Origin of the sequence: Pseudomonas sp. UBA5706, assembly GCF_002419965.1 — a bacterium.
GTDB lineage: Bacteria > Pseudomonadota > Gammaproteobacteria > Pseudomonadales > Pseudomonadaceae > Aquipseudomonas.
The window spans coordinates 228,586-252,171 of record NZ_DIHC01000011.1 but is presented as its reverse complement, the minus strand read 5'-3'; the positions used below and the strand labels follow the sequence as shown (position 1 = coordinate 252,171).

Sequence of the window (23,586 nt, the reverse complement as noted above, 5' to 3'; positions counted from 1 at the left end):
GCGATTCAGATCGGCACTGGGGCAACGGTGATTTCGGCCCCCATGTATTGCTCCAGTTTCTTGCGCAACCAACGCTCCGCAGGGTCGGTGTCCATCACACTCAACCAGACCATCGACAACTCCAGGTTCGGCGTGATGAACGGCAGCGGCTCGCCGCGCAGCAATCCCGCTTTGCTCATCGCCAGCGTCAGGTGATCCGGCAGGTTACACAGCAGATTGGTGCCCGCCATCAGGGCCGGCAACGTGCTGTATTGCGGCACCGACAGCACCGCCTGACGCTTGCGTCCGATGGCCGCCAGCCATTCATCGGCGAAACTGGAAATGTTGGCCACGTGCGAGACCACCACATGGGGGCGCGTACAGTATTCATCGAGCGTGATCGGCTCCGGCGAAGCATCGGCGCGTACCACCATCGGCTGCACGCTACGCAGCAACTTGCGCTTGGCGTTGGCTGGCAGTTCGCGGGTCATGCACACGGCGACGGTAATCTCGCTGGACATGAGCAATTCCGAGATATTCCAGTAGTTGACCTGCTTGATGACGATCACGATGCCCGGCGCTTCCTCGCGAATGTCCCGCAGCAATGACGGCAACAGGCTGTACTCGACGTCATCGGACAGGCCGATGCGGAAGGTCATGTCGCTGCTGGCCGGGTCGAAATCACGGGTCAGGCTTAAGGCCACGGACATCGCGTCCAGCGCGGGCGACAGGTGATGGATGATCTCGTTGGCCCGCGCTGTGGGTTCCATGCGGTGTCCCACGCGGATGAACAACGGATCGTTGAACAGTGCCCGCAAGCGATTGAGGGCCGCACTGATGGTCGGCTGACCCAGGAACAGTTTCTCGGCGGCACGGGTAACGTTGCGCTCTTGCATCAAGGTCTCGAACACCACCATCAGGTTGATATCGGCCTTGCGCAGCTCGTTGCGATTCATAACTCGTCCCCGTTACCCGACATGCCCGGCCCTGCTTGTGAAGAAGATGGCGAAATGATGGTCGACAGTTTATGGATCGGCGTTGCCAGCCGTCCAGCGTAACCGAATGTTTCGCGGACTGGTTGGTTAATGCGCCGAACACTGACCTCTGTAGCCATCCGGCGTACTGGCGGTATCGATGTCAGACCCGCCTTCGCCGGTAAGCTGGACGGCTACAGGGCGTCGTTGACACCGCGACGCCTTATCCCCGCTGAACTTCCGGCGCGCCGCATCAGTCATCATCTAAACGCTCACCATGAGGCTCGACATTCCATGCAGATTTCCTTGAAAGGCCAGATCGCGCTGGTGACCGGCGCCAGCTCCGGCCTCGGTTTTGGCGCCGCACGAGGGCTTGCCGCCTGCGGTGCTGCGGTGGTGATCAACTACCACTCCCAGCCTGAACCTGCGCAGAAACTGGTGGACGAAATCCTCAAGGCGGGTGGCCAGGCGATTGCCGTCGGCGCTGACGTCTCGAAGGAAGAGGAGGTCGAAAGACTGTTCGCCGAGACCATCAAAGCCTTTGGCAGGCTGGATATCCTCATTGCCAACTCCGGCCTGCAGAAGGATGCGCCGATTGCCGAACTGAGCCTTGAGGACTGGAACACGGTCATTAACGTCAATCTCACCGGCCAGTTTCTCTGCGCCCGCGCGGCACTGCGTCAGTTCGCCACGCAGCAGATTCGGCCAGAGATTTCCCGCGCGCTGGGCAAGATCATTCACATGAGTTCTGTGCATCAGGTCATTCCCTGGGCCGGTCACGTCAACTACGCAGCCTCCAAGGGCGGGGTGGATCTGCTCATGCGCAGCATCGCCCAGGAAGTCGGCGAGCAACGCATTCGCGTCAACAGCATTGCGCCGGGTGCGATTCGCACGGCCATCAACACCAAAGCGACCTCCGGCGATGCTGAGCAGCAACTGTTGAAGCTGATCCCCTATGGCAGGGTCGGAGAGGCTGAAGATGTAGCCAATGCCGTGGTCTGGCTGGCCTCCGACGCGTCCGACTATGTGCATGGCACTACCTTGTTCATCGACGGCGGCATGAGCCTGTATCCGGAGTTTCGCAACAATGGCTGAACCCATCCGCACCACCGGCGGCATGCCGCACGATGAAGCGCAAAACGCGATCGAGCATCACGGCATCATCGGCGATATGCGCAGTGCCGCGCTGGTGGCTGACACCGGCAGCATCGACTTCTGCTGTTGGCCCGATTTTGACAGCCCGAGCATTTTCAGCGCGCTGCTCGACACGCCGGACGCCGGCATCTTTCAACTGGCGCCATGCCTGCCCGATGCGCGCCGCCAGCAGCTTTACCTGCCTGAAACCAACGTGCTGATGACCCGCTGGATTGCCAGGGATGCGGTGGTCGAGGTCACGGACCTGATGCCCATCGCCGACGAAGTCGATGACTTGCCGAGGCTGGTACGCCGGATTCACGTGCGCCATGGCACCACCCGGGTGCGCATGCTCTGCCGGGTGCGACACGACTACAGTCGTGCTGAAACCCGCGCCGTGATGGATGGAGCTGATGTGCGTTTCGAGGCGCAGGATCAGCCGCCCCTTCGCCTATGTGCCACCGTTGACCTGCAGCTCGACGATCAGGCTGCGGTGGCCGACTTCGAGATGAAGCAGGGCGACATCGTCGAGTTCATGCTCGGCGGTGCTGACGATCACAAGGTCAGGGCCACCCAGTGCGATGACGACCTCAAGAAGACGGTGCACTATTGGCAGCACTGGAGTCGTCATTCCCATTACCAGGGCCGCTGGCGCGAAGTGGTCAACCGTTCCGCATTGGCGCTCAAGCTGCTGACCTCGCGCAAACACGGCGGAATTGTCGCGGCGGCTACTTTCGGGTTGCCGGAAGAAGAGGGCGGCGCGCGCAACTGGGATTATCGCTACACCTGGATCCGCGACGCCTCGTTCACCGTCTATGCCTTCATGCGCCTGGGTTATACCGAGGAAGCCAATGCCTTCATGAAATGGGTGCGCGAGCGCATGGGCGACTGCTCTGACGAATCGACCAAGCTCGGCATCCTGTATTCGCTGGCTGGCCGTGAAGAGTTGCCCGAAGAAGAGCTCACGCACCTTTCAGGCTATCGCGGCGCGACCCCGGTACGCATCGGTAATGAAGCCTACAAACAGACCCAGCTGGACATCTACGGCGAACTGTTGGACGCGGTGTATCTGGCCAACAAATACGGTGAGGCGATCTCCCACGATGGCTGGAAGAACACCACGCGGTTGGTCAACGAGCTGTGCGATAACTGGCGCAGCAGGGACGTCGGGATCTGGGAGATGCGCGGCGACGACAAGCATTTTCTGCACTCGCGCCTGATGTGCTGGGTGGCGCTGGACCGGGCGCTGCGTCTGTCGTTCAAGCGCTCGCTGCCCGCGCCGTTCGAGCGCTGGACGAAGGAGCGCCAGGCGATCCATGACGATATCTGGGACAACTTCTGGGACAAGGACCTTGGTCACTTCGTCCAGCACAAGGGCAGCAAGAACCTCGACGCGTCGATGCTGTTGATGCCGTTGGTACGCTTCGTCGGCGCCAGCGACCCCAAGTGGCTACAGACCCTGAAAGCCATTGAACGCACGCTGGTGCGCGACGGCATGGTCTTTCGTTATCGCAATGACGACGAGTACGGCGATGGCCTGGACGGTGAGGAAGGCGCATTCGTGGCATGTTCGTTCTGGTACGTCGAATGCCTGGCCCGGGCAGGGCGCGTGGAGCAGGCGCATCTGGAGTTCGAACAACTGCTGCGTTACGCCAATCCAGTGGGGCTGTACGCTGAAGAATTCGACACCCACGGGCATCATCTGGGCAACACGCCTCAGGCCCTCAGTCACTTGGCACTGATCAGCGCCGCCACCTTCCTGGACCGCAAACTCGGAGGCGGTCAGACCCTCTGGCAGCCCTGAACAGGAGAACGAACATGGCCCATGCATTCAAAAAAGGCGATCACGTACGCTGGGATTCGGATATCGGCCATGTCGTAGGCGTCGTGATCCGAGTTCACACCCAGGATATCGAGTTCATGGGCCGCCATCGCCCTGCCTCTAAAGAAGCACCTCAGTACGAAGTCAAAAGTGACAAGACCGGGCATTTGGCGCTGCATAAGGAAGGGGCGCTGGAAAAGGCATAACCGGTTGCAATAAAGCTTTAATGGATTTTCGGTCGATAAATTCGTCCGTACTGTGTTTTCTCAGCGTTAATCTTGTCTACGGGTCCGTGGTTATGACTCCGAATGTGCCGGTAGGCGTCGCGACTGTAAGCGAACGCGGTGTTCTCGTTTTTGCAGGGTAATGAACCGTCCCCGTGGAGCGATTAATAGATTTATTCGGCCTAACCATTATCGCGAAGAGCAATTAAGGGTCTTAACTAATTGTTTTCACTGGTTTAAATAGATCGTGTATTTTCAGTGCGCTCCCCGAAGGGTAAAGAAGTCTGGATTAGGTTGCTCGCGTCCATGCTACTGTAACTCTTCACCGTCTTGCAGGATCAACTGAAATGAGCAACTCATCAAGGACAAACACGAACACCCAAGATGCCGGCCAAGTAGAGACGCTGGATCAAGTAGAGGTTCTGGATAATGGTGTTCGGTTAGGATGGGCGGATCTGGTCAATGGGCAGTGGAGTTACCCAGTTTCGGGACTTTCAGTCGGAGGCCACAGCCTGACGGGGAGATACATGGGTGAAATTTCGCCACCCTGGACGTTTATTATCGCGGATAAGGTGGATGTTGATGACTTTGAAGATGCCCCAGAAGGGTCTTTCTTTTGGCTTCCACGACCCCTATACCAAATAATCGGTTCGTATGAAGAGACCCCTGGAAGTTGGGGGTTCAATACTAAGGAGATTGTGGATCATCCCGAAGTTTTGCCCGGCATTGCGGGAAAAAAATTAATAGTGGGAATACGTACCAATCTAAATAATAGCGCTTTGAGAACGCTGGAAATCGACTTGATCTTTAACGCTTCTTACTCCGTCGTGTCTTTCGCATGTCAACTATACTATTATAGGGCTGTCGCAGATCATAGGGTCGATGCCATGACTGAGCAAGACGTTGTTGTCGCGAGTGAAGACTTCACTCGATGGCCCAGTGACACAGTTCGGGATTTCACTCTGGGCGTGCGAGGGTCGAAAATCATTAAAAAGCTGCGGTTTAAAATGTCGATATCTCCGCAAGATGCAATTAGTGGCGCACAGGTAAAGCTGGACAATCTAAGAATGACACCGTAATTCAGGCCTGTATGCCTGTATGCCTGTATGATCGGTGGTTATGCCGGCGTGGCGGCTAAGTGAGCAGGCGGCTCAAGCGAGTTGAAATTCAAACTATACTTGTCGCCGCTGGCATGCCGGTAAGTAATCATTCGTTTCCCCATCGCAGGGGACGTTACTATGAGGAGATGCGGGAAGACGCTGCGCCCGAAATGGATGCGCCGCTATCTCGCACTATCAGGTTACTTCGCTCGCAACTCATACCCCACTGGCAACGTCTCCAACGTAAACCGATCGGCAATCTTCCCGCAGTAACTGGTGCGCGCCAGGTACGCCCCGGGTCCATTGAGGTACTCGTCAATGTTCGCAACTTCGTCACACGACTCGAACGTACGCCCCTTGAGCAGACCGCTGGCCTGTGCCGAGCGCAGTGCGCCGTTGGGGGTCCAGTCGGCGATGATCAGCGCGCCCTGCGGGACAGACTTTTCGTAGCTGCGCACGAATGCTTCGGCGGAGCGGTCGCTCAAATAAGGGGCCATGAAGTAGTGAATATCATCGCGGAACGGCAGTGGCTCCTTGTGGATCGGCAGTTGAATGGCGCCACTGGCGTAGACCGCAAACACCGCCAGGATCAGCACTGGCGCGGTAAGAGGGGATGCATTGACCAGCCCTGCAGCATTGCGGGGCAGCAACGCTTGTAGCTGGATCACGCCGATGATGCTCAGAAGCACTGCGCCGGGCAGGAAGAAGGTGAAGCGGTCGGTGACGTTATAGGACACCGCGAAAATGAAGTTCATCATCGCCGCAGCCCATAGCACGCGCAGGGTCGGGTTTTTCGGGAACAGCAGCAGGCCAACCAGTTGCGGCCCGATCAACGACAGTAACAGCAGCACCACTGAGTTTTTCTCGTGCCAGATTTCGTCGAAGCGAAACAGTGAACTCTGCCAGCTTTGTTCGGTGGTGCGGTCAGGGATGCCGATCAGGTAGCGGTGGGCGATGTCGAGCAGCCCCAGGCCGTTTTGCATTTCGTTAAGGATGCCGGGAATGGCCACTGCGAAACCGAGGATGAAGCCGGGAATAGTGACTAGAATCCGCGCCTTGTGCTGCCACAGCAATTGCACGTAGAGCGGGAACAGCACGATGAAGGTCAGTTGATGAATCGCCGCAGCGAGTCCGGTCAGCACGCCGATCAGAAACAGCGCAGGGACCACGCCCAGGTGCGGCTTGTCGCGGAACTGGACCATGTAGGCCAGCGTCACCAGCACGGAGTGCAGCACGTAGACTTCAGCCTTGGTCGAGACCCAGAACACGCAATGACACAGCACGGCAGCGGCGACTGACAGCAGGGCCTGCTGGGTCGTGGCCCCGGCGCCTTTGGCCAGTCGATACACCGCCCAGCCCAATGGAATCAGCAGCAATGAGTTCATGAAGCTCAGCACGTAAGGCCCGAAGCCTGCAAACAATGCGGTACTCATGAACAGGTAAAGCGGGTGGTCGAGCGGGCCCAGGGTCTGGCTGAAATACTGGCCCTGGGAGGCGTCGGCGAGAAACATGCCGTTGTCCATCCACTGGATGGGGCCGCTGGAAGCGAGAAAACTGCCAACGATCGCTCCGATTGCCAACAGCAAGGGAATCAAAATCGATGCCCGGTTACGTACGACTGCCACCATCAACTGCACTCCTGTCTCTGTTCTGCGAATGAAGCGGTGCGCTCACGTTTGCGCACGCCAAGCTTGCTTGTGAAGTTACTGCGCCGTTTGCCCGTGGGGTGCGGCTTCGCCCTTGAGCTTGAACAGCATCACCGCGCCGATGGCTACGGCAAACCACAGTGTGGCCAGGCGAATCAGCACCGTCGCGGCGACGGCATCGGCGCTGTTCATGCCTTTCCAGACCAGCAACCCGACCATCACTGCCTCGGCGCCGCCCAACCCGCCCGGCATGAAACTCACCGCACCCGCCAGCATGGCCAAGGCGTAGACGAACACCGCGAAGGCCAGCGGAATGTCGGCGCCCATCCATTGCAGTATCCAGTCGAAGGCCAGCGCTTCGGCACTCCACGCCACCACGCTGAGGGCGGTCAGGCCCAGCATCAGGCGCAAACGATGACACTGCTGGGCATGCACCAGCACTTGCAGCAGATGGCGCAGCAACCCGATGAGCTTGCCGCCCTCGCCAGGCACCATCGCCGTCAAACGTTCCAGCAGCCGACGTTGCGACAGCACCAGCAGACCGGCCAGCACCAGGCTGATGCCGACCACGATCATGGGCATCGCTTCGGGGTACAGCGACAGGCCGAACAGCGTCAGCAGCACTACGGCAAACAAATCCGACAGCCGCTCGCTGAAGAACGCCGCGAAGCTTTGCGGGTAAGGCACGCCCCACCGTTTGAGCAACACACCGCGCAAGGCTTCGCCCGCCTTGCCGGGGGTAGTGGTCAGGGCGAAGCCGGCCAGATAGATGCTCAGGCTAGGGCGCCAGGGCATCGGGTGGCCCAGCACCTTGAGGTAGGTCTGCCAGCGGATGAAGCGCAGCCCGTAGTTCACCGACGACATGAACAGGGCGATGAGGATCCCGACCACGCCGACCTCGCTCACCGCTGCGCCCACCGCGTGCCAGCCACCCCACAGTGAAAACCCCAGATAGCCCAGCGCCGACCCCACCACTGACAGCACCACGGCCCGGTAACGCCAGCCGGACAGATGATCCTGCCCGTTCGAAACGTCGGGGTTCACAGGTTCAGCCTCTTGAACAACGGCTGCGGGATCGAGCGGATGATCAGCATGATCAATGCCCAGAACCCCGGCGCGTAGAGGGTCGGCACCTTGTTGGCGATGCCCTTGACGATACGCTGGGCGACCTGTGCCGGTTGGGCCAGCAAGGCGGCGGGCAGCGACAGGCCCTGGGTCATCGGCGTGTCGACGAAGCCCGGCTTGATCGTGGTCACGTGCACGCCAACCTTGAACAGGCGCGCCTGCAAGCCTTCGCAATAGGTCGAGACTGCAGCCTTGGCGCTGCCGTACAGGTAATTGGAAGGGCGTCCGCGATCGGCGGCCACCGAGGAAATGATCGCCAGGCTGCCACAACGCTGGATCTCGAACTGCATCGCCAGCACGGTCAGCAGGGCGATCACCGAGGTGCAGTTGTTGGCGAACTCGCGCAGGGCGAGGTTGACGTCGCGCTCGCAGGCTTTCTGGTCCGGCAGGGTGCCGTGGGCAATCAACGCGATATCGATCTGGCCCAACGCGGTGAGGCAGCGGCCGAGCATCAGGGGGTGAGCATCGATGTCATTGGCGTCCATTTCGTGCAGGGTGACGTTGTGCGCGCCGCGGGCTTTCAGGTCGGCCGCGGTCTGCTGCAGTTTGTCGACGTTGCGCGCAACGAGGAAAAAATCGCTGCCCTGAATCGCCCACAGGCGGGCGCAGGCCGTGGCGATAGCCGATGTTGCGCCGATGATCAGCACTCTTTTCATAGCGGTTGTGGTCATAGCAGCACGCGGCTCCAGAAACGGGACATCAGAGAGGGATCGCGCAGCGCTTCCAATCGCTCCCAGGCGGGGTACGCCTGGCGAAAGTCCGCGCCGCTCATATGGGCATCCTTGGCCGGATACAAGCGGCCCCCCGCAGCACGGACGATGTCGTCCAGTCGCGGGAATACTACGTTCTGCAGGTGTTCGCTCTGCGGGAAGTCCAGGGCCAGCGACGTCCCCGGCATCGGAAACGACAGCAGGCCCGGCGAGCGCACATCGCCACAGCGCTTGAGCACTGCCAGAAACGATCCTTGCCCGGCGTCGGCAATAGCGCGCAGCAACTCACCCATCGCCGCTTCGGCATTGGCGCTCGGGATCACGCATTGATACTGCTGAAAACCCCGGCGACCGTAGATGCGGTTCCAGTGCAGGATGCGGTCCAGCGGATAGAAAAACGGTTCATAGGCGCTGCGCCCGGATTTGCGCAGGCTCGGCTGCACCCGCCAGTACAGGTTGTTGAAGGCACTGAGCGAGAGCCTGTTGACCAGCGACACCGGGGGCGTGAGCGGCACGCTCAACTTCGCGCTGCGCCCGACGTCCAGCGAGCCGTACCGGGCGTGATCACCGACGATGAACACGCCACGTCCGGTCTCGGCTCCCTTGGCCAGGCAATCGATCCAGGCCACGCTGTACTCGTGCTGCGCATCCAGTTCGTCAGACAGCGCGAAGAATTCGGCAAGGTTGTCGAAGCGCACGGTAGTGGTGTCGATCTGGCTGGCACGGATCGGCATCAATTGCAGTTGCGCCCAGTGAATGACCCCGGTCAAGCCCAGGCCGCCGATGCTGGCCGAGAACAACGAAGCGTTGACGTCCGGGGCGCAGACCGCCTCCGGCTGGCCATGGCGCAGCAGGCCGAAGCTGAGCACATGCCGGCCGAACGTGCCACGCACATGATGGTTTTTGCCGTGCACGTCGTTGGCGATGGCGCCACCCACCGTGGCGAACTGGGTCCCCGGCGTGACCGGCAGGAACCAGCCCTGGGGGATGGCGACGCTCAGGACCTCGGCCAGGGTGATGCCGGCCTCGACCTTGAGCACACCGGTGGCCCAGTCGGCCTCGATCAGCCGATCCAGCGAGCGCATGTGCAGCACCTGATCGCTGGCCGCCAGGCAACTGTCGCCATAGCTGCGGCCATTGCCGTAGGGCAGGCTGCTGCGGTGATCTTCAATCACCCGGTCCAGATGGGCGGGAAGGTCGTCAAGCCAGACGCAGCTGTGACCGCGCTGCGGCCTGTGGGGAAAGCGTCCCCAGGAATACAAGGGTGCATTCATGCGGCGATCCAGAACATCAGCAGGAACACCGCGCCGATCAACTGACTGGTGCGATCACGAATGGCGAATACCACCGGGTCTTCGTTCATCTGCCCGCGGTGGGTCAGCATCCACACGCGAGTGACCCAGAACAGCAGCAGCGGGCAAGCCAGCCAGATCACGTGAGGCGTCACGTACAGCGACGTGGTGCTGGCGTCCTGGATGTACAGCGCCAGGACCATCACCGCCAGGTAACCAGAGGACGCCCCGAGCGAGGCGATCATGTCCAGGTCTCCGGGGTAGTAGCCGCGACCGCGGGCGACGGTGTTGACCTCACGGACCCGGGCGTCGCGCAGTTCGGCGTAGCGCTTGACCATGGCCAGGCTGAGGAAGATGAACATCGAGAACGCCAGGATCCAGAAGGTCAACGTCAGGTTGAAGGCGGCGACACCGGCGATGATGCGAGCGGTATAGAGCATCGCCAGGGCGATCACGTCCCAGGCCATCAGCCGCTTGAGCTTCAGCGAGTAGGCCAGGGTCAGGCCGTAGTAGGCCGCCATGACCGCCGAGAACTGCCAGGGCAACAGCAGCAGTGCCGAGCCGAAGGCGGTGATCAGCAGGGTCGGGACCAGAATCAGCCCGGCCTTGATCGACAGGCGGCCGCTGGCGAACGGTCGGTTGCATTTGCTCTTGTGGTGGCGGTCGTCGCACAGGTCCAGCAGGTCGTTAAGGATGTACACGCTGGAGGCGCAAAGGCCGAAACACAGAAAGGCGAAGACGCCGTCGCGCATCAGCTCAAGTTGGGCCAGACGATGCGAGGCCAGCAACGGCACGAAAATCAATGCGTTTTTCAGCCACTGATGCATGCGCATTGCCTTGCGCCAGTCACGAAGGCTGGCGGTGTTGCTGTGAATGGTCGGTTCGACCCGGGTCATGGCCTTGACCCGAAACTCGACCCCCGAATCCGGGTTCACGACATAGGCCTGTCGGGACACTTTCCAGATCGGCAGGTCATCCTTGGAGTTGCCGATATAGTCGAAGCCGCCCTCACCGTAATGATCAACCAACAGGTCACGTTTGTTATTGCCCGACAAGTTGCGATGGGCGTCGGAGGCCATGACCAGGTCGAACAACTGGAGGTGCTCGGCGATGCGTTCGGCCAGGCTGACATGACTGGCAGTGGCCAATACGATCGTCCGTCCGGTGGCTTTTTCGGCCTGGATCAATTCGATGATCTGCGGGTCGTAGGGCAACACCGAGACGTCGATTTCCGTCGCCAGTGCCAGGCCTTCCTTGAGCGCGGCCTTGCCCTTTAACAGCCAGTTGAAAACGCTGAATACCTGCAACGGTTTGCTTCTGACGAAGGCCATCGCGGTCTCCATCAGCAGGTCCGAACGCAACAAGGTGCCGTCCAGGTCGACGACCAAAGGTGGGACCGTCAAGGGGGGGACAGTTTCTTGAACTCGTCCCTGAATTCCAGCCATGTCGAATGCTCCTCTTGGTATCGACCTGACTATAAACAAAAATATTTTTTAACAACTTTATATAAATTAAAGGCTTCCGCCGCCGCCGTCGGCCACTTGGCGTCAGAATAAAACAGGGAGTTGGCGGCGCAACGGGCCAATCTTTTCCTGAGGGCTGAAACAACCGGCGCCGGTTAATTGGCGACTGACTAATGACTCTCGAGCGGATGCCTTTGCGCAAAGGCCAAGGTGTGAGCCATTGTGAGGGTGACCTGCCAAGGCGTCATAATGACCTGGTTTTATGCCTGCGAACCTGCTCTGGAGCCTTATGACCCACCCCTTGTTATTGGCGCTGGTGCCCCTGGTGGCCGATCTCTCCCGTGAGTTGCCGGATGACGAGCGTTATCGCCGGCTGCTGCATTCGCTGCGCCAGTGGCTGCCGTGTGACGCGGTGGCCTTGCTCAAGCTCGAAAACGACGTGCTGGTGCCGTTGTCGGTGGAGGGGCTGAGCCCTGACACCCTGGGTCGGCGTTTCCGGTTGGGCGAGCATCCGCGGCTGGACATCATCGTGCAGAACCGCGAACCGACGCGGTTCTCTACTCACTGCGATCTGCCGGACCCCTACGACGGCCTGGTGGAGGGAGTACACGGCGATCCGGAGGTTCATGACTGCCTGGGTTGCCCGCTGTTCGTGCAGGACCAACTCTGGGGCCTGATCACTCTGGATTCGCTGGACCCGTCACGTTTCGACGGCGTCGACCTTGGCAACCTGCTGGCATTCGCCAGTCTTGCGGCAGCGACGGTCATGGCCAGCGAACGGATCGATCATCTGGCCCGCAGCGTTGAGGATCAGCGGCAACTCGCCGAAATCTACAAGCGCGCGGCAGGAGGTCGTGGGCCGCGGGAGCTGATCGGCCAAAGCCCTGTGCATCGGCGCCTGCAGGAGGAAATCCAGCTCGTGGCCAGCAGTCCGCTGACGGTGCTGATCACCGGGGAAACCGGGGTCGGCAAGGAACTGGTGGCCGAAGCCATTCATCTGCAATCGCTGCGGGCGCAAAAGCCGCTGATTAGCCTCAACTGCGCGGCGCTGCCGGAACAGCTGGTGGAGAGTGAGCTGTTCGGTCACATCAAGGGGGCTTTTTCGGGGGCAGTCAGCGGGCGCAGCGGCAAATTCGAACTGGCTGATGGCGGCACGATTTTTCTCGATGAAGTCGGCGAGTTGCCATTGGCGGTGCAGGCCAAATTGCTGCGGGTGCTGCAGAGCGGGCAAATTCAGCGCGTCGGCTCTGATCTGGAACACCGGGTGGACGTGCGGATCATTGCCGCCACTAATCGTGACCTGGTTGAGGAGGTACGCGCCGGACGCTTTCGCGCCGACCTCTATCACCGGCTGAGCGTATACCCGCTGCCGGTATCGCCTTTGCGTGAGCGGGGGCGTGATGTGTTGCTGCTGGCGGGGTATTTCCTCGAGGAAAACCGTGTGCGCATGGGCTTGCGCGGCCTGCGCATGAGTCCCGAGGCACAGAAGCTTCTGCTCGGCTATTCATGGCCGGGTAACGTGCGTGAGCTTGAGCATCTGATCAGCCGCGCAGTGCTCAAAGCATTGTTCAGGCACAGTGAACGTCCGCGTATTCTCACCGTTGAATCGCAGGCTTTGGGGCTGAACGAAGAGGTTCAGCCCCATGCCAAAACTGCCTCGCCGATGGCGCAGGCATTGCCAGCGACCAAGCCGCGCGCAGGACTTAAAGAAGCGGTCGATGGCTTCCAGACGCAGCTGATCAACGATGCCTTGAGTCGCCATCAAGGCAAATGGGCCGACGTTGCCCGTGAACTCAACCTCGACCGCGCCAACCTCGGTCGGCTGGCCAAGCGGTTGGGGATTCGTTAGAAACCCCGGCAAAAACCGTGGGAGCCGGTTGCCTAAGGACTGCGGCTATTGAGTCCCCTATCGGTATCCGCCCCGGCGCCTTCGTTGACGTCCCAACCTCCGGCTTATCCCACAGTGATCGCGTCAGGCCTCACCGATGGGCGATATCCTCCAGCGCCAGATTTCGCGTCTTCGGCCCGAACCCGCCGATGGTAAGCATCACGATCAGCATGCTGATCACAATGAAGGTCAGCACCCCTGGCGTGCCAAAGTGATCGAGGAACAAACCGATCAACAGACTGCTGAACACCGTCGACAAGCGACTGAACGAATAACAGAAACCCACTGCGCGGGCGCGGATGTTGGTGGGGAACAACTCGCTCTGGTAGGAGTGATAGCTGAAGCTGAGCCAGGCGTTGCAAAAGGTGATCATCACCCCGCACACGATCAGTCCCGCCGCCGTGCTCTGTTGCGCGAACAGCGTGCCGAAGATCATCGCCCCCAGCGCCGAGCCGACGATCTGCCATTTGTTCTCGAAGCGGTTGGCAAACTTCACGAACAGCAGCGGGCCGAGTGGGTAGGCGAGGGTGATGATGAAGGCGTAGCCCAGGCTGTGGGTCACGCTGACGCCTTGACCGGAAAGCAACGCCGGCAGCCAGTTGCCGAAGCCGAAGAACCCAATGGCCTGGAACACGTGAAAGACGATCAGCATCAGCGCACGACGCCGATAAGGCGGTTGCCAGATGTCGGCAAACCGACCTTTGCCTTCGATGGTGACGTTGTGGGTTTGCGGCTCGTCCAGCGCTTGGCCATGGTCCTTGACGCAGCGCGCTTCCAGGTCATCCATGATCCTCTCGGCTTCGGCGAACCGGCCATGTTGCGCCAGCCAGCGCGGCGATTCCGGCAGGCGTGAGCGCAACCACCAGATAAACAGCGCGAACACTGCACTGGCAATCACCACCCAGCGCCAGCCGGCGATACCGAACGGGTCCTGCGGCACCAGCCACCAGGACATCAACGCCACCGCAGGCACCGACAAAAACTGCACGAAAAAAGCAAAAGCGAATGCCGAACTGCGCATGCGCTTGGGCACCAGTTCCGACAGATAAGCGTCGATGGTCACCAACTCGATGCCCAGGCCGATGCCCACCAGAAAACGCATGCAGATGATCCCCAACGCGGAGCTTTGAATGCCCATCAGCACCGTGGCCACGGTGTACCAGATCAGGGCGAAGGTGAAGATCGCTCGGCGGCCGAAACGGTCGGCAATCGGGCTGAGCAGGCTGGCGCCGAGAAACAGTCCCAGAAAGGTCGCCGAAGCGAAGGCCGCCTGATCAGAAAAGCCGAATGCGCCTTGCGCGCCGGTAGCGAACACACCGTCGCGAATCAGGCCGGGGCTGATATAGGCGGTCTGGAACAGGTCATACAGTTCGAAGAAACCACCGATGGACAGCAACGCCACCAGCTTCCATATCGTGGCGACGGCGGGCAGGCGGTCGATGCGAGCGGAAATGCTTGCAGCGCGGGCCGGGTCGATCCCATCGCTTGGCGTGGTGGGGTGATCAGAGGTTTGGGAAAGCGCAGACATTATTGTTTTCCAGTGCCGTAGAGCGAGGCATGTTAGAGCTTTTGCAGAGATTCAAGACAAAATATTTCCCTGCGTTTAAGCTTCAGGGCTTATGGCATTCACCTGTGGACTTCAGTGAAATACAAACTTCCTACCACCGCTACCGCCCCATTCTGCCCCTCGGCGGTAACCGATAGCGTCGCGATTCCGGCCAATGCGTCGTTCCTGCGCAAGCTGCTGCTGTTCGTCGGCCCCGGTCTGTTGATTTCGATTGGCTACATGGACCCCGGCAACTGGGCCACGGCCATCGAAGCCGGTTCGCGGTTCGGCTACGCGCTGCTGTTTGTGGTGGTGCTGGCCAGCCTTTCCGGGATGGTCCTGCAGAATCTTTGCTCGCGGCTGGGCATTGCAACCGGTCGAGACCTGGCGCAGTTATCCGCAGAGCGCTATAGCCGCCGCGTGGGCATGGGGCAATGGATCCTGGCGGAACTGTCGATTCTGGCGACCGACCTTGCCGAAGTGCTGGGCGCAGCGCTGGCGTTCCATTTGCTGCTGGGGGTGTCGATCAACACGGGTGTAGCCCTGACAGCCTTCGATACGGTCATTGTGCTGGCGTTGCAGGGCGCCAACTTCCGGCGCCTGGAAGCCATTGTGCTGGGGCTGATCGTGACAATCGCCACCTGCTTTTTTATCGAACTGGTGCTGATCAAACCGTTCTGGCCGGATGTGGTCGCCGGGATTAAGCCCTCATGGGATGTGCTGAGCCATCAGGAGCCTCTTTACATTGCCATCGGTATTCTCGGCGCTACGGTAATGCCGCATAACCTGTACTTGCACTCCTCGGTGGTGCAGACCCGGGTCAACGGTACGTCCCAGGCGAGCAAAGCCAGCGCGATTCGTTACGCGCGGGTCGATACCATTGCCTCGCTGAGCATGGCCCTGGTGATCAACGCGGCGATCCTGATCCTTGCCGCCGCGGCGTTCCATAGCAACGGCCATGCGGATGTGGTGGAAATCCAGGACGCCTATCACCTGCTCGATCCGCTGGTGGGTGGCACCCTGGCCAGCGTGCTGTTCGGTATCGCGCTGCTGGCGGCGGGGCAAAGCTCTACGTTTACCGGTACCATCGCGGGCCAGGTAGTGCTGGAGGGCTTTCTGAACGCCAGGATTCCTTGCTGGCAGCGTCGGTTGATCACCCGGGGACTGGCGTTGATCCCGGCGCTGGTCGGGGTGATCGGATTCGGCGACGGCGCGGTGGGCAAGATGCTGGTGCTTAGTCAGGTGGTTCTCAGCCTGCAATTGCCATTCGCGCTGTGGCCATTGATTCGCTTTACCAGCGACAAACAGCTGATGGGGCCGTTCGCTAACAACGCCGTGACCAAGGTCCTGGCGTGGGGTCTGTTCGGGTTGATATCGGCGGCGAATTTGATGCTGATGTTTTTCTGGGTCAACTGATGGGGCGTCGCTGCCGATGCCCGGCAGATCGACCGATCGCGGTTCGCGGCAAGCTGGGCTCCTGCCCTCCGGGTTAAAGCCGGATTGCGCAGTCTGTAAAAGGCAGCGCCAGGCAAACAGAAGTACGGCGCGTTAACTGAGCAAAATCCCTCGGGCCATGCCCGTCGCCGCAATCACGATAATGACCATCAACGCCGCTTCCATATGGCTGATTCGCGCAAAGCGTCGTGAACGGGAGGTGTCGATGGGTTGTTGCTTCTTGAAAGCGATACGCCACTTGATCAGGGCGAACATAGGCACCACTTCCAGGGCGAGAATGGCGACAAACGCCGTCATCTTCAAATGGAACAACGGCTGATGGAGGTAGTAGAACGAGCCTTTTTCCAGCCCGCCGAACGCCCGAAAGGCGCCGGTGATCAGCAGGATACCCGCCGAAACGCCCCAGATGTTGTCGACCACGAACACGTCGCGAAAGGAGCGCGGATCGTCGGTGCGCAGCCTGCGCAAGGCCCTTCCCCGGGCCAGAACCGCCGCCAGCGCGAACCCGAACGCCAACACATGCAACGCAGCCACTATCCACTTGACGACCATGGTGTAACTCCCCCGAGCGATGTCTGAAGCAAGCTTGAACAGAGCAAGCTTAGCGGGTAGTCAGGGTTATGCGTTGCGGCGTTGATGAAACTTGTTTCGGCACTGACGCTGTCGCAGCACGGCTGCCAGCGGCGACGGACTCAAGGGGCCGCCGCCGTCATATCCGCGCAAAAGCGGCAGGGTTCAATCCGAAGCCTGTAGCCCCTTCTGCTTCATCACCAGATTCTTTTCCTTCTTATACTGCAACGCGACTTCCGGCGCCGGGCCGCTCTTGCCGGTCTCCATCCACAGGCGCATGCGGCTGGCATCGGCGAAGTGGGTGTACTTGCCGAAGGCGTCCAGAATCACCACAGACACCTGACGATTGGCCATGCTGGTCAGCAGCACCAGGCAATGCCCGGCCTGGTTGGTGAAGCCGGTCTTGGTCAGCTTGATGTCCCAGTTGGACTTGCGCACCAGATGGTCTGTGTTGCTGAAGCCCAGGCTGTAGTTGGGCTTGCGGAAGGTCACGGTTTTTTCCTGGGTCGTACTCAGCTCACGCAGCATGGGGTAGTTGCGCGCCGCCAGCGCCAGCTTGGTCAGGTCGCGGGCGGTGGAGACGTTGAACACCGAAAGACCGGTCGGCTCCATGTACACCGTGTGGCTCATGCCCAGCGCCTTGGCCTTGGCATTCATCGCCTTGATGAACGCCGGGTAGCCGCCGGGATAACTATGGGCGAGGCTGGCCGCGGCGCGATTTTCCGACGACATCAGGGTGATCAGCAGCATGTCGTGGCGATTGAGTTCGCTACCCAGCTTGACCCGGGAAAACACGCCTTTCATTTCGGCGGTTTGCGAGATGTCTACCTTGACCATCTCGTCCATTGGCAACTTGGCATCGAGGGTGACCATGGCGGTCATCAACTTGGTTACCGAGGCGATCGGCACGATCACATCCGGGTTGCTCGAATACAGCACCTGACCGGATTGCAGGTCGGTGATCATGGCACTGCCGGAGGCCAGGTGAAGGTTGGCAGGATCGCGGTTCAATGGGGTGGGTTGGTTCGCAAGGACACCGGTGGAAAGTGCCGAGCCTGTAAGTACAAATAATAGGCCGATGAGTGATGTGCGAATTTTCAAGAGCAAAGCTCACTTCAGTGAATGGATACGAGGTGGAAGATCGGACTTTTTTCAAGAACGACAACAACATCGGCGCATTTTAGGAGCATGTTTCTAACTATGTCGATGGGCTGCGCAGGCCCTTTCGTCAATAAAAGCAGACGGTATGGCGTTCGTTCAGGTTAACGATTGCCGGCGCCTGTATTTAAACCAAAGGCTTCGATATTCTTGGCGCTGGCGCCCGCCGTCGATTGGCATTGCGCGCCATTGATGCTTATTACTCAAACCGACCTGGGAGTCGTGCAATGCCGAAGGGTTTTATCAGCAAGGATTATGCGGCGTTGGTCTCTGGTGCGGCGATCGTTGCCCTGCTCCTGCTGGTCGCGGGCCTGTTCGTGCGACCTTCGGACTGGGCGGGCTGGATTCAGGCGCTCGGCTTGATCGTCGGTTTGATGATCGCGATTGCGGTGCCCGCCATCCAGAGGCGCCAGGACCTTGCCTTGCAGCATAAGCAGTTGCGTGACCGGGAGACCGGCTATGCGCGGCGGATACAGTATTTGTGTGGGGAGTTGAGTGAGCTGTTGGCGAGGATTTCGGTCAATCTGCTGCATTTGCGCGCGGCTGACCGGCATCGTTTGCAGCGTGTGCTGGAGGACTACCTGCATCGCCTGTTCGAGTCGCACAAGCTTGATCAAAACGATGATCGGGTAGTGATCGCGCATGAGCTGCGGCTGGTGGCCAACGAGATGATCGAAGAGTTGGAGAGTGGGCGATCCGACCGGGTGGTACTGGGGTCGCTTGAGAAGCGCTTGCAGAAGCTTGCGCATCGGTGTCAGGTCAACGCAACGCTGGCTGAACGGGTTTAATACACCCGGGCCGAAAGGGCGCCCGCCCGCCGGGTTGACTGCTGAAAAACGGGCAAAGAAAACCCGCATCACGGCATGCGGGCCAAACGCAAGTGCGGCGGGAACGCGCTGTTCACGGGAAACGAATACGGACTCAGCTGTCTAGTTTGCGACATTCCAGCTGCTGTGACAGCGCTTGTGCTGCAGGCAAAGATGACAGGGGGCCACTCACCGGCTCACCGTCGTGCATCAAGTACCAGCACGCCAGAAGCCCGCGCTCGCGAAGCTGTGCGGGAACCGCGCTACCCACCACCGACATGATTTGAAGCTTGGTCATAAGTGCCTCCATCAATCCATGGGGGCAACTCAACGGCTTGACCGCAACGGGGAGAAATCACCGTTCTTGATAGTGGTCATTGATAAGTGGCTATCAGGTTGGCGTTGGCGAAAAGACGAGCCTGGAGTTGTATCACACGTAGGGGGATGGCCACTTCAGGCGTGGCGTCTGTCGCCGACGATCATCGCCCGCAGGCTCGGGGCGCTCAGTCTGCATGAGAGCACGTGAGCGAGCCATGCTTCACAAACGACAACCCCGCCTGGTCAGCGGGGTCGATTTATACAAGGGAGCTGCCGATCCAGGACCGGCAGTATAGGGGCAGCCTGTCGTTACCAGCGGCCGCCGCCGTGGTAATAGCCCGGTGGTGGGCCGTAGTAACGGGGTGGGCCGTAATAACGCGGGCCGTACACCACAGGGCGCTCAACCACATAAGCCGGCTGGTAATAAACCGGAGGCGGTGGCGGTGCGTAGTACACAGGCGCGGGCGCTGCGTACACGGGCGCCGGTGCCGCATAGACCGGGCCGGAAGCCACCGCCGCGCCGACCACGCCACCTACGACTGCGCCGATCACTGCCGCTCCACCCCAGCCTGGACCGCCACCATGGGCTTCAGCCTGGCCTGCAAGGGCGAGGGCACCTAACAACAAGGCAACCTTGGGGATGTGACGAATCATGACTGTTCCTCGGTGTTCAGTCCCGTTGTCGCGAGCCTGCGTTACGCTCAGGCACTGCCACGGGATAACTGATCAGACAACGAATTCGGAATATCTGCGAAGCCGTTGCGTAAATTTTGTGTAAGGTATTCGACAACTTTGGTGACAATCGCCGCGTTACACGCGCAAGCAGCTGAATTCTACGCGTTTAACGCGGCGTTAACTAATACCGTTCAGGAGATTTCATGTCCGTGGTTGCAAGCAAGGAAACGTTATTGTGCATGTCCCTCGCAGCACGTCCCGGTAACTATGGCGTGCGCTTCCATAACTACCTGTATGGATTGCTCGGTCTCGATTTCTATTACAAGGCGTTCTCTCCAAGCGACCTTTCGGCGGCCATTGCGGGCATGCGCTCGCTGGGCATTCGTGGTTGCGGTGTGTCGATGCCGTTCAAGGAAGCGAGCATTGCGCTGGTGGATGAAATGGATCCATCGGCCGCAGCCATTGAGTCGATCAACACTATCGTCAACACGAACGGGCATTTGAAGGCCTATAACACCGATTACATTGCCGTGGCGCAGTTGCTCGACACCCACGGTGTCCCACGCACCCGCTTTGCCTTGCGCGGCAGCGGTGGCATGGCCAAGGCCGTGGCCTGTGCCATGCGTGATGCCGGATTCAGCGACGGTTTGATCATTGCGCGTAATGAGCAGGCGGGCAGGGCGCTGGCCAAGACGTGCGGTCTGCAATGGCAATCAGAATTGGGTAGCGAGCGCCCGCCGTTGCTGGTCAATGTCACGCCGTTGGGCATGGCCGGGGATCAAGGCGAGGCGCTGGCATTCGAGGCAGCGGCCATCGAAGCTGCCGACACCGCCTTCGATGTCGTCGCCACGCCGGCACGCACGCCGTTCATCGTTCATGCCGGGAGACATGGCAAGCGGTTGATTACCGGGGATCAGGTCGCGGCGATCCAGGCGTTGGAGCAGTTCATTCTCTATACCGGCGTGACCCCGAGCCAGGAGCAGTATCAAGCGGCTGCGGCATTTGCGCGGAGATGATTGCTCGCGCTGAGTGGGGTTTGACGGCGACCAGCGTGCTTGCTGGACGCGGTCCGATGGCGAGCAGCATGCTGACGATCGTGCGGGCACCGGTAGCAAAGCCTGCGCATGGGGGGTGTCGAGTATACCGCGGTGCCTGATCTTGCTGCCGCTGTGCGGCAGATCGCGGGCAAGCCACGCTCCTACGCCCTACGGGCAGAGACAGATTGCGGGCAACGCACGCGTACGGCCTCGGCAGAAACGGGCGCGGGGGACTTTGTGTTTTTGATTCTGGCCGAAGGCCGTAGGAGTGCAGCTTGCTGACGATCTGCCGAGCATCGGCAGCAAAGCCTGCGCATGGGGGGTGTCGGGTATACCGCGGTGCCTGATCTTGCTGCCGCTGTGCGGCAGATCGCGGGCAAGCCACGCTCCTACGCCCTACGGGCAGAGACAGATTGCTGGCAACGCACGCGTACGGCCTTCGGCAGAAACGGGCGCGGGGGACTTTGTGTTTTTGATTCTGGCCGAAGGCCGTAGGAGTGCTGCTTGCTGACGATCTGCCGAGCATCGGCAGCAAAGCCTGCGCATGGGGTGTGTCGAGTATACCGCGGTGCCTGATCTTGCTGCCGCTGTGCGGCAGATCGCGGGCAAGCCACGCTCCTACGCCCTACGGGCAGAGACAGATTGCTGGCAACGCACGCGTACGGCCTTTGGCGGAGGCAGCTTGCGGGTAAGGCACGCGTACGGCCTTCGGCAGAAACGGGCGCGGGGGACTTTGTGCTTTTGATTCTGGCCGAAGGCCGTAGGAGTGCAGCTTGCTGACGATCTGCCGGGCACCGGCAGCAAAGCCTGCGCATGGGGTGTGTCGGGTATACCGCGGTGCCTGATCTTGCTGCCGCTGCGCGGCAGATCGTCAGCAAGCCACGCTCCTACGCCCTGCGGGCAGAGGCAGATCGCGGGCAAGCCACGCGTACGGCCTTTGGCAGAGGCAGCTCGCGGGAAACGCACGCGTACGGCTTCGGCAGAAACGGGCGCGGGGGACTTTGTGCTTTTGATTCTGGCCGAAGGCCGTAGGAGTGCAGCTTGCTGACGATCTGCCGAGCATCGGCAGCAAAACCTGCGCATGGGGTGTGTCGGGTATATCGCGGTGCCTGATCTTGCTGCCGCTGTGCGGCAGATCGCGGGCAAGCCACGCTCCTACGCCCTACGGGCAGAGGCAGCTTGTGGGGAACGCACGCGCACGGCCTTTGGCAGCGGCAGATCGGTTTCACCCCTCCAGTTTCGCCAGACGCTCTTCCAGCGCCGCGAGCCTTATCTCCAGATCTTCGACGCGCTCCGCCAGCGCCGAGTTGCCGCCACTCGCGCGTTCCGCGGGGTTTTGCCGAGCGGCGAGAATGGCTTGTATATCCGCCGGATCACCCAAGGCGTGCATATAACGGTCTTCCCGCTGTCCGGCCTGTTTCGGGATGAGGACCGCCAGCCCGCGTCCGATCAGGCGCTCCAATTGATGGATCACCGCATCGGCGTCTTCGAAGTCATGCATGCGGTGACTACGGGTCAGCAGCTCGTTGACCGTTTGGGGCCCGCGCAACAGCAGTAACCCGCTGAGGATCAACTGCGCAGGAACCAACTCCAGGGTCTTGTCGACCCGGTGTTCCCAGCGGTCGGCGCGGCTGCCCATCACCAGGCGAGTCAGTTGCAAAGCTTCAAGGGCACGCAGGCTTTGTCCGACCTGGCCAGGAGTCAGGTTCATCACCGGTTCGCGACTGGTTTTCTGGTTGCAAGCCAGCACCAGGGCATTGAGGGTCAGCGGATAGGATTCAGGGTTGGTCGCCTGCTTTTCGACTAGGCAACCCAGAATGCGCACTTCGGTAGTGTTCAGCCGTAGCGCGTCGGCGTCGTTACTGCCAGTCTCGGCGTTATCGGAATCCAGCTCGGTAGCCATGGCCCTTTCCCTAAGCGTTGAAAAGGCTATGAGGGTAGGGGCTCGATGAGGTAAAAGACAAGCAACGTTCGCACACCTCGCATGCCCACTCATGCGATTTACCCTTCAGGAACTGCCATGACTATTTCCTTGTACGCCGCATCGATCCCTGTTTTCAAACAATTGCTCACTGCGCTGAGCGATGTTCTGGCCAAGGGCGAAGCCCACGCCGCCGCGAAAAACATTCAGCCTGACGCGTTGTTGCAGGCGCGTCTATTCCCGGACATGTTCCAGTTGGTGCGCCAGGTGCAAATCGCCGTTGATTTCGCCAAGGGTACCGGCGCGCGTCTCTCCGGCATCGAACCGCCAAAATATGAAGACACCGAGACCAGTTTCGCCGACCTGCAGGCATTGCTGACGAAGGTGCTTGCATTCCTCGACACCGTCACCCCCGAGCAGGTCAATGGTAATGAAGAGCGCGAAATCGTCCTTCGTCCAGGCACTGACAAGGAGAAGCGCCTGAACACCCAGACCTATCTGCTGCACTACTCGCTGCCGCAGTTTTTCTTTCATGTCACCACCGCGTATGACCTGTTGCGCCACAACGGTGTGGAAGTCGGCAAGCGTGATTTCATGGGCAGCTACTGATTCGCCCGTCTGATCGGACGTAGCGCCTGATCCGGGCGCACCTCTGATCCGCGCCGCCGTCCGAATGTTTTCGCACGGCGACGCTGTTTTTCAGGCGACGGGCAGACGATCCCGTCGCACTTGTCTGTTACCAT

At 60.3% G+C, this 23,586-nt stretch carries 21 protein-coding genes; 9 read left to right on the top strand and 12 right to left on the bottom strand.

Features of this window, described 5'->3' with window-relative positions; all coding sequences use genetic code 11:
* Positions 1 to 5: 5 nt before the first annotated feature.
* Entirely contained in the window at positions 6 to 935 is a 930-nt protein-coding gene (locus B3I26_RS06895) for a LysR family transcriptional regulator (RefSeq protein WP_296256365.1), read from the bottom strand.
* A 312-nt stretch (positions 936 to 1,247) separates the two neighbouring features.
* Here B3I26_RS06895 and B3I26_RS06890 point away from each other — a divergent pair, with 312 nt between their 5' ends.
* The 4 genes from B3I26_RS06890 to B3I26_RS06875 all read left to right on the top strand — a co-directional run bounded on the left by B3I26_RS06890 (position 1,248) and on the right by B3I26_RS06875 (position 5,212).
* Positions 1,248 to 2,048, top strand: a complete 801-nt coding sequence (locus B3I26_RS06890; protein ID WP_296256363.1) for an SDR family oxidoreductase — start codon at positions 1,248 to 1,250, stop codon at positions 2,046 to 2,048.
* 22 nt (positions 2,049 to 2,070) lie between these two features.
* Positions 2,071 to 3,891, top strand: a complete 1,821-nt coding sequence (locus B3I26_RS06885; protein ID WP_296256491.1) for a glycoside hydrolase family 15 protein — start codon at positions 2,071 to 2,073, stop codon at positions 3,889 to 3,891.
* Between the two features lie 14 nt (positions 3,892 to 3,905).
* Positions 3,906 to 4,115 carry a DUF2945 domain-containing protein gene (locus B3I26_RS06880; protein WP_296256361.1) on the top strand — a complete coding sequence of 70 codons (210 nt, stop codon included), beginning with the start codon at positions 3,906 to 3,908 and terminating at the stop codon, positions 4,113 to 4,115.
* Positions 4,116 to 4,480: 365 nt separating this feature from the next.
* Positions 4,481 to 5,212 carry an Ig-like domain-containing protein gene (locus tag B3I26_RS06875; protein ID WP_296256359.1) on the top strand — a complete coding sequence of 244 codons (732 nt, stop codon included), beginning with the start codon at positions 4,481 to 4,483 and terminating at the stop codon, positions 5,210 to 5,212.
* Between the two features lie 221 nt (positions 5,213 to 5,433).
* Here the strand turns inward: B3I26_RS06875 and B3I26_RS06870 are convergent, their stop codons facing one another.
* The 5 genes from B3I26_RS06870 to B3I26_RS06850 all read right to left on the bottom strand — a co-directional run bounded on the left by B3I26_RS06870 (position 5,434) and on the right by B3I26_RS06850 (position 11,451).
* Positions 5,434 to 6,861: a DUF2723 domain-containing protein gene (locus B3I26_RS06870; protein WP_296256357.1), complete on the bottom strand. Its 1,428-nt coding sequence runs from the start codon at positions 6,859 to 6,861 to the stop codon at positions 5,434 to 5,436.
* A 75-nt stretch (positions 6,862 to 6,936) separates the two neighbouring features.
* Positions 6,937 to 7,923 (bottom strand): lysylphosphatidylglycerol synthase transmembrane domain-containing protein, encoded by a 987-nt coding sequence (locus B3I26_RS06865; protein ID WP_296256355.1) that lies wholly within the window; start codon positions 7,921 to 7,923, stop codon positions 6,937 to 6,939.
* Positions 7,920 to 8,660, bottom strand: coding sequence for an SDR family oxidoreductase (locus B3I26_RS06860; RefSeq protein WP_296256489.1), 741 nt, complete (start codon positions 8,658 to 8,660; stop codon positions 7,920 to 7,922). Before B3I26_RS06860 ends, B3I26_RS06865 begins: the two co-directional genes overlap by 4 nt.
* Positions 8,661 to 8,671: 11 nt before the next feature.
* Complete coding sequence (locus tag B3I26_RS06855; RefSeq protein ID WP_296256353.1) at positions 8,672 to 9,988, bottom strand: FAD-binding oxidoreductase; 1,317 nt, start codon at positions 9,986 to 9,988, stop codon at positions 8,672 to 8,674.
* Positions 9,985 to 11,451 carry a UbiA family prenyltransferase gene (locus B3I26_RS06850; protein WP_296256351.1) on the bottom strand — a complete coding sequence of 489 codons (1,467 nt, stop codon included), beginning with the start codon at positions 11,449 to 11,451 and terminating at the stop codon, positions 9,985 to 9,987. Before B3I26_RS06850 ends, B3I26_RS06855 begins: the two co-directional genes overlap by 4 nt.
* Before the next feature lie 307 nt (positions 11,452 to 11,758).
* Between B3I26_RS06850 and norR the strand changes: the two genes are divergently transcribed.
* Positions 11,759 to 13,318, top strand: coding sequence for a nitric oxide reductase transcriptional regulator NorR (gene norR, locus B3I26_RS06845; protein ID WP_296256349.1), 1,560 nt, complete (start codon positions 11,759 to 11,761; stop codon positions 13,316 to 13,318).
* Between the two features lie 130 nt (positions 13,319 to 13,448).
* Here the strand turns inward: norR and B3I26_RS06840 are convergent, their stop codons facing one another.
* On the bottom strand, positions 13,449 to 14,885 hold the full coding sequence (locus B3I26_RS06840) for an MFS transporter (RefSeq protein ID WP_296256347.1): 1,437 nt from the start codon (positions 14,883 to 14,885) through the stop codon (positions 13,449 to 13,451).
* 114 nt (positions 14,886 to 14,999) lie between these two features.
* On the opposite strand from B3I26_RS06840, the gene B3I26_RS06835 reads away from it, so the two are divergent.
* The gene (locus B3I26_RS06835) at positions 15,000 to 16,319 is read left to right on the top strand and encodes an Nramp family divalent metal transporter (RefSeq protein ID WP_296256345.1); all 1,320 of its coding nucleotides are present in this window, start codon (positions 15,000 to 15,002) and stop codon (positions 16,317 to 16,319) included.
* A 132-nt stretch (positions 16,320 to 16,451) separates the two neighbouring features.
* On the opposite strand, the gene B3I26_RS06830 is transcribed toward B3I26_RS06835, so the two are convergent.
* Both B3I26_RS06830 and pbpG read right to left on the bottom strand, forming a co-directional pair.
* A complete protein-coding gene (locus B3I26_RS06830; protein WP_296256344.1) occupies positions 16,452 to 16,910 on the bottom strand; it encodes a DUF2214 family protein in 459 nt (152 codons plus the stop codon).
* Between the two features lie 183 nt (positions 16,911 to 17,093).
* The gene (gene pbpG, locus B3I26_RS06825; RefSeq protein ID WP_296256342.1) at positions 17,094 to 18,035 is read right to left on the bottom strand and encodes a D-alanyl-D-alanine endopeptidase; all 942 of its coding nucleotides are present in this window, start codon (positions 18,033 to 18,035) and stop codon (positions 17,094 to 17,096) included.
* Positions 18,036 to 18,313: 278 nt separating this feature from the next.
* On the opposite strand from pbpG, the gene B3I26_RS06820 reads away from it, so the two are divergent.
* Positions 18,314 to 18,874, top strand: coding sequence for a hypothetical protein (locus B3I26_RS06820; RefSeq protein ID WP_296256341.1), 561 nt, complete (start codon positions 18,314 to 18,316; stop codon positions 18,872 to 18,874).
* A 133-nt stretch (positions 18,875 to 19,007) separates the two neighbouring features.
* Here B3I26_RS06820 and B3I26_RS06815 read toward each other — a convergent pair whose 3' ends face one another.
* Both B3I26_RS06815 and B3I26_RS06810 read right to left on the bottom strand, forming a co-directional pair.
* The gene (locus B3I26_RS06815; protein WP_296256339.1) at positions 19,008 to 19,190 is read right to left on the bottom strand and encodes a hypothetical protein; all 183 of its coding nucleotides are present in this window, start codon (positions 19,188 to 19,190) and stop codon (positions 19,008 to 19,010) included.
* Between the two features lie 329 nt (positions 19,191 to 19,519).
* Positions 19,520 to 19,864, bottom strand: a complete 345-nt coding sequence (locus B3I26_RS06810) for a hypothetical protein (protein ID WP_166595264.1) — start codon at positions 19,862 to 19,864, stop codon at positions 19,520 to 19,522.
* A 224-nt stretch (positions 19,865 to 20,088) separates the two neighbouring features.
* On the opposite strand from B3I26_RS06810, the gene B3I26_RS06805 reads away from it, so the two are divergent.
* Complete coding sequence (locus tag B3I26_RS06805; protein ID WP_296256336.1) at positions 20,089 to 20,901, top strand: shikimate 5-dehydrogenase; 813 nt, start codon at positions 20,089 to 20,091, stop codon at positions 20,899 to 20,901.
* Between the two features lie 1,246 nt (positions 20,902 to 22,147).
* Here the strand turns inward: B3I26_RS06805 and B3I26_RS06800 are convergent.
* Positions 22,148 to 22,825, bottom strand: a complete 678-nt coding sequence (locus B3I26_RS06800) for a YceH family protein (protein WP_296256334.1) — start codon at positions 22,823 to 22,825, stop codon at positions 22,148 to 22,150.
* A 117-nt stretch (positions 22,826 to 22,942) separates the two neighbouring features.
* Between B3I26_RS06800 and B3I26_RS06795 the strand changes: the two genes are divergently transcribed.
* The gene (locus tag B3I26_RS06795; protein WP_296256332.1) at positions 22,943 to 23,452 is read left to right on the top strand and encodes a DUF1993 domain-containing protein; all 510 of its coding nucleotides are present in this window, start codon (positions 22,943 to 22,945) and stop codon (positions 23,450 to 23,452) included.
* The last annotated feature ends 134 nt before the right edge of the window (positions 23,453 to 23,586 follow it).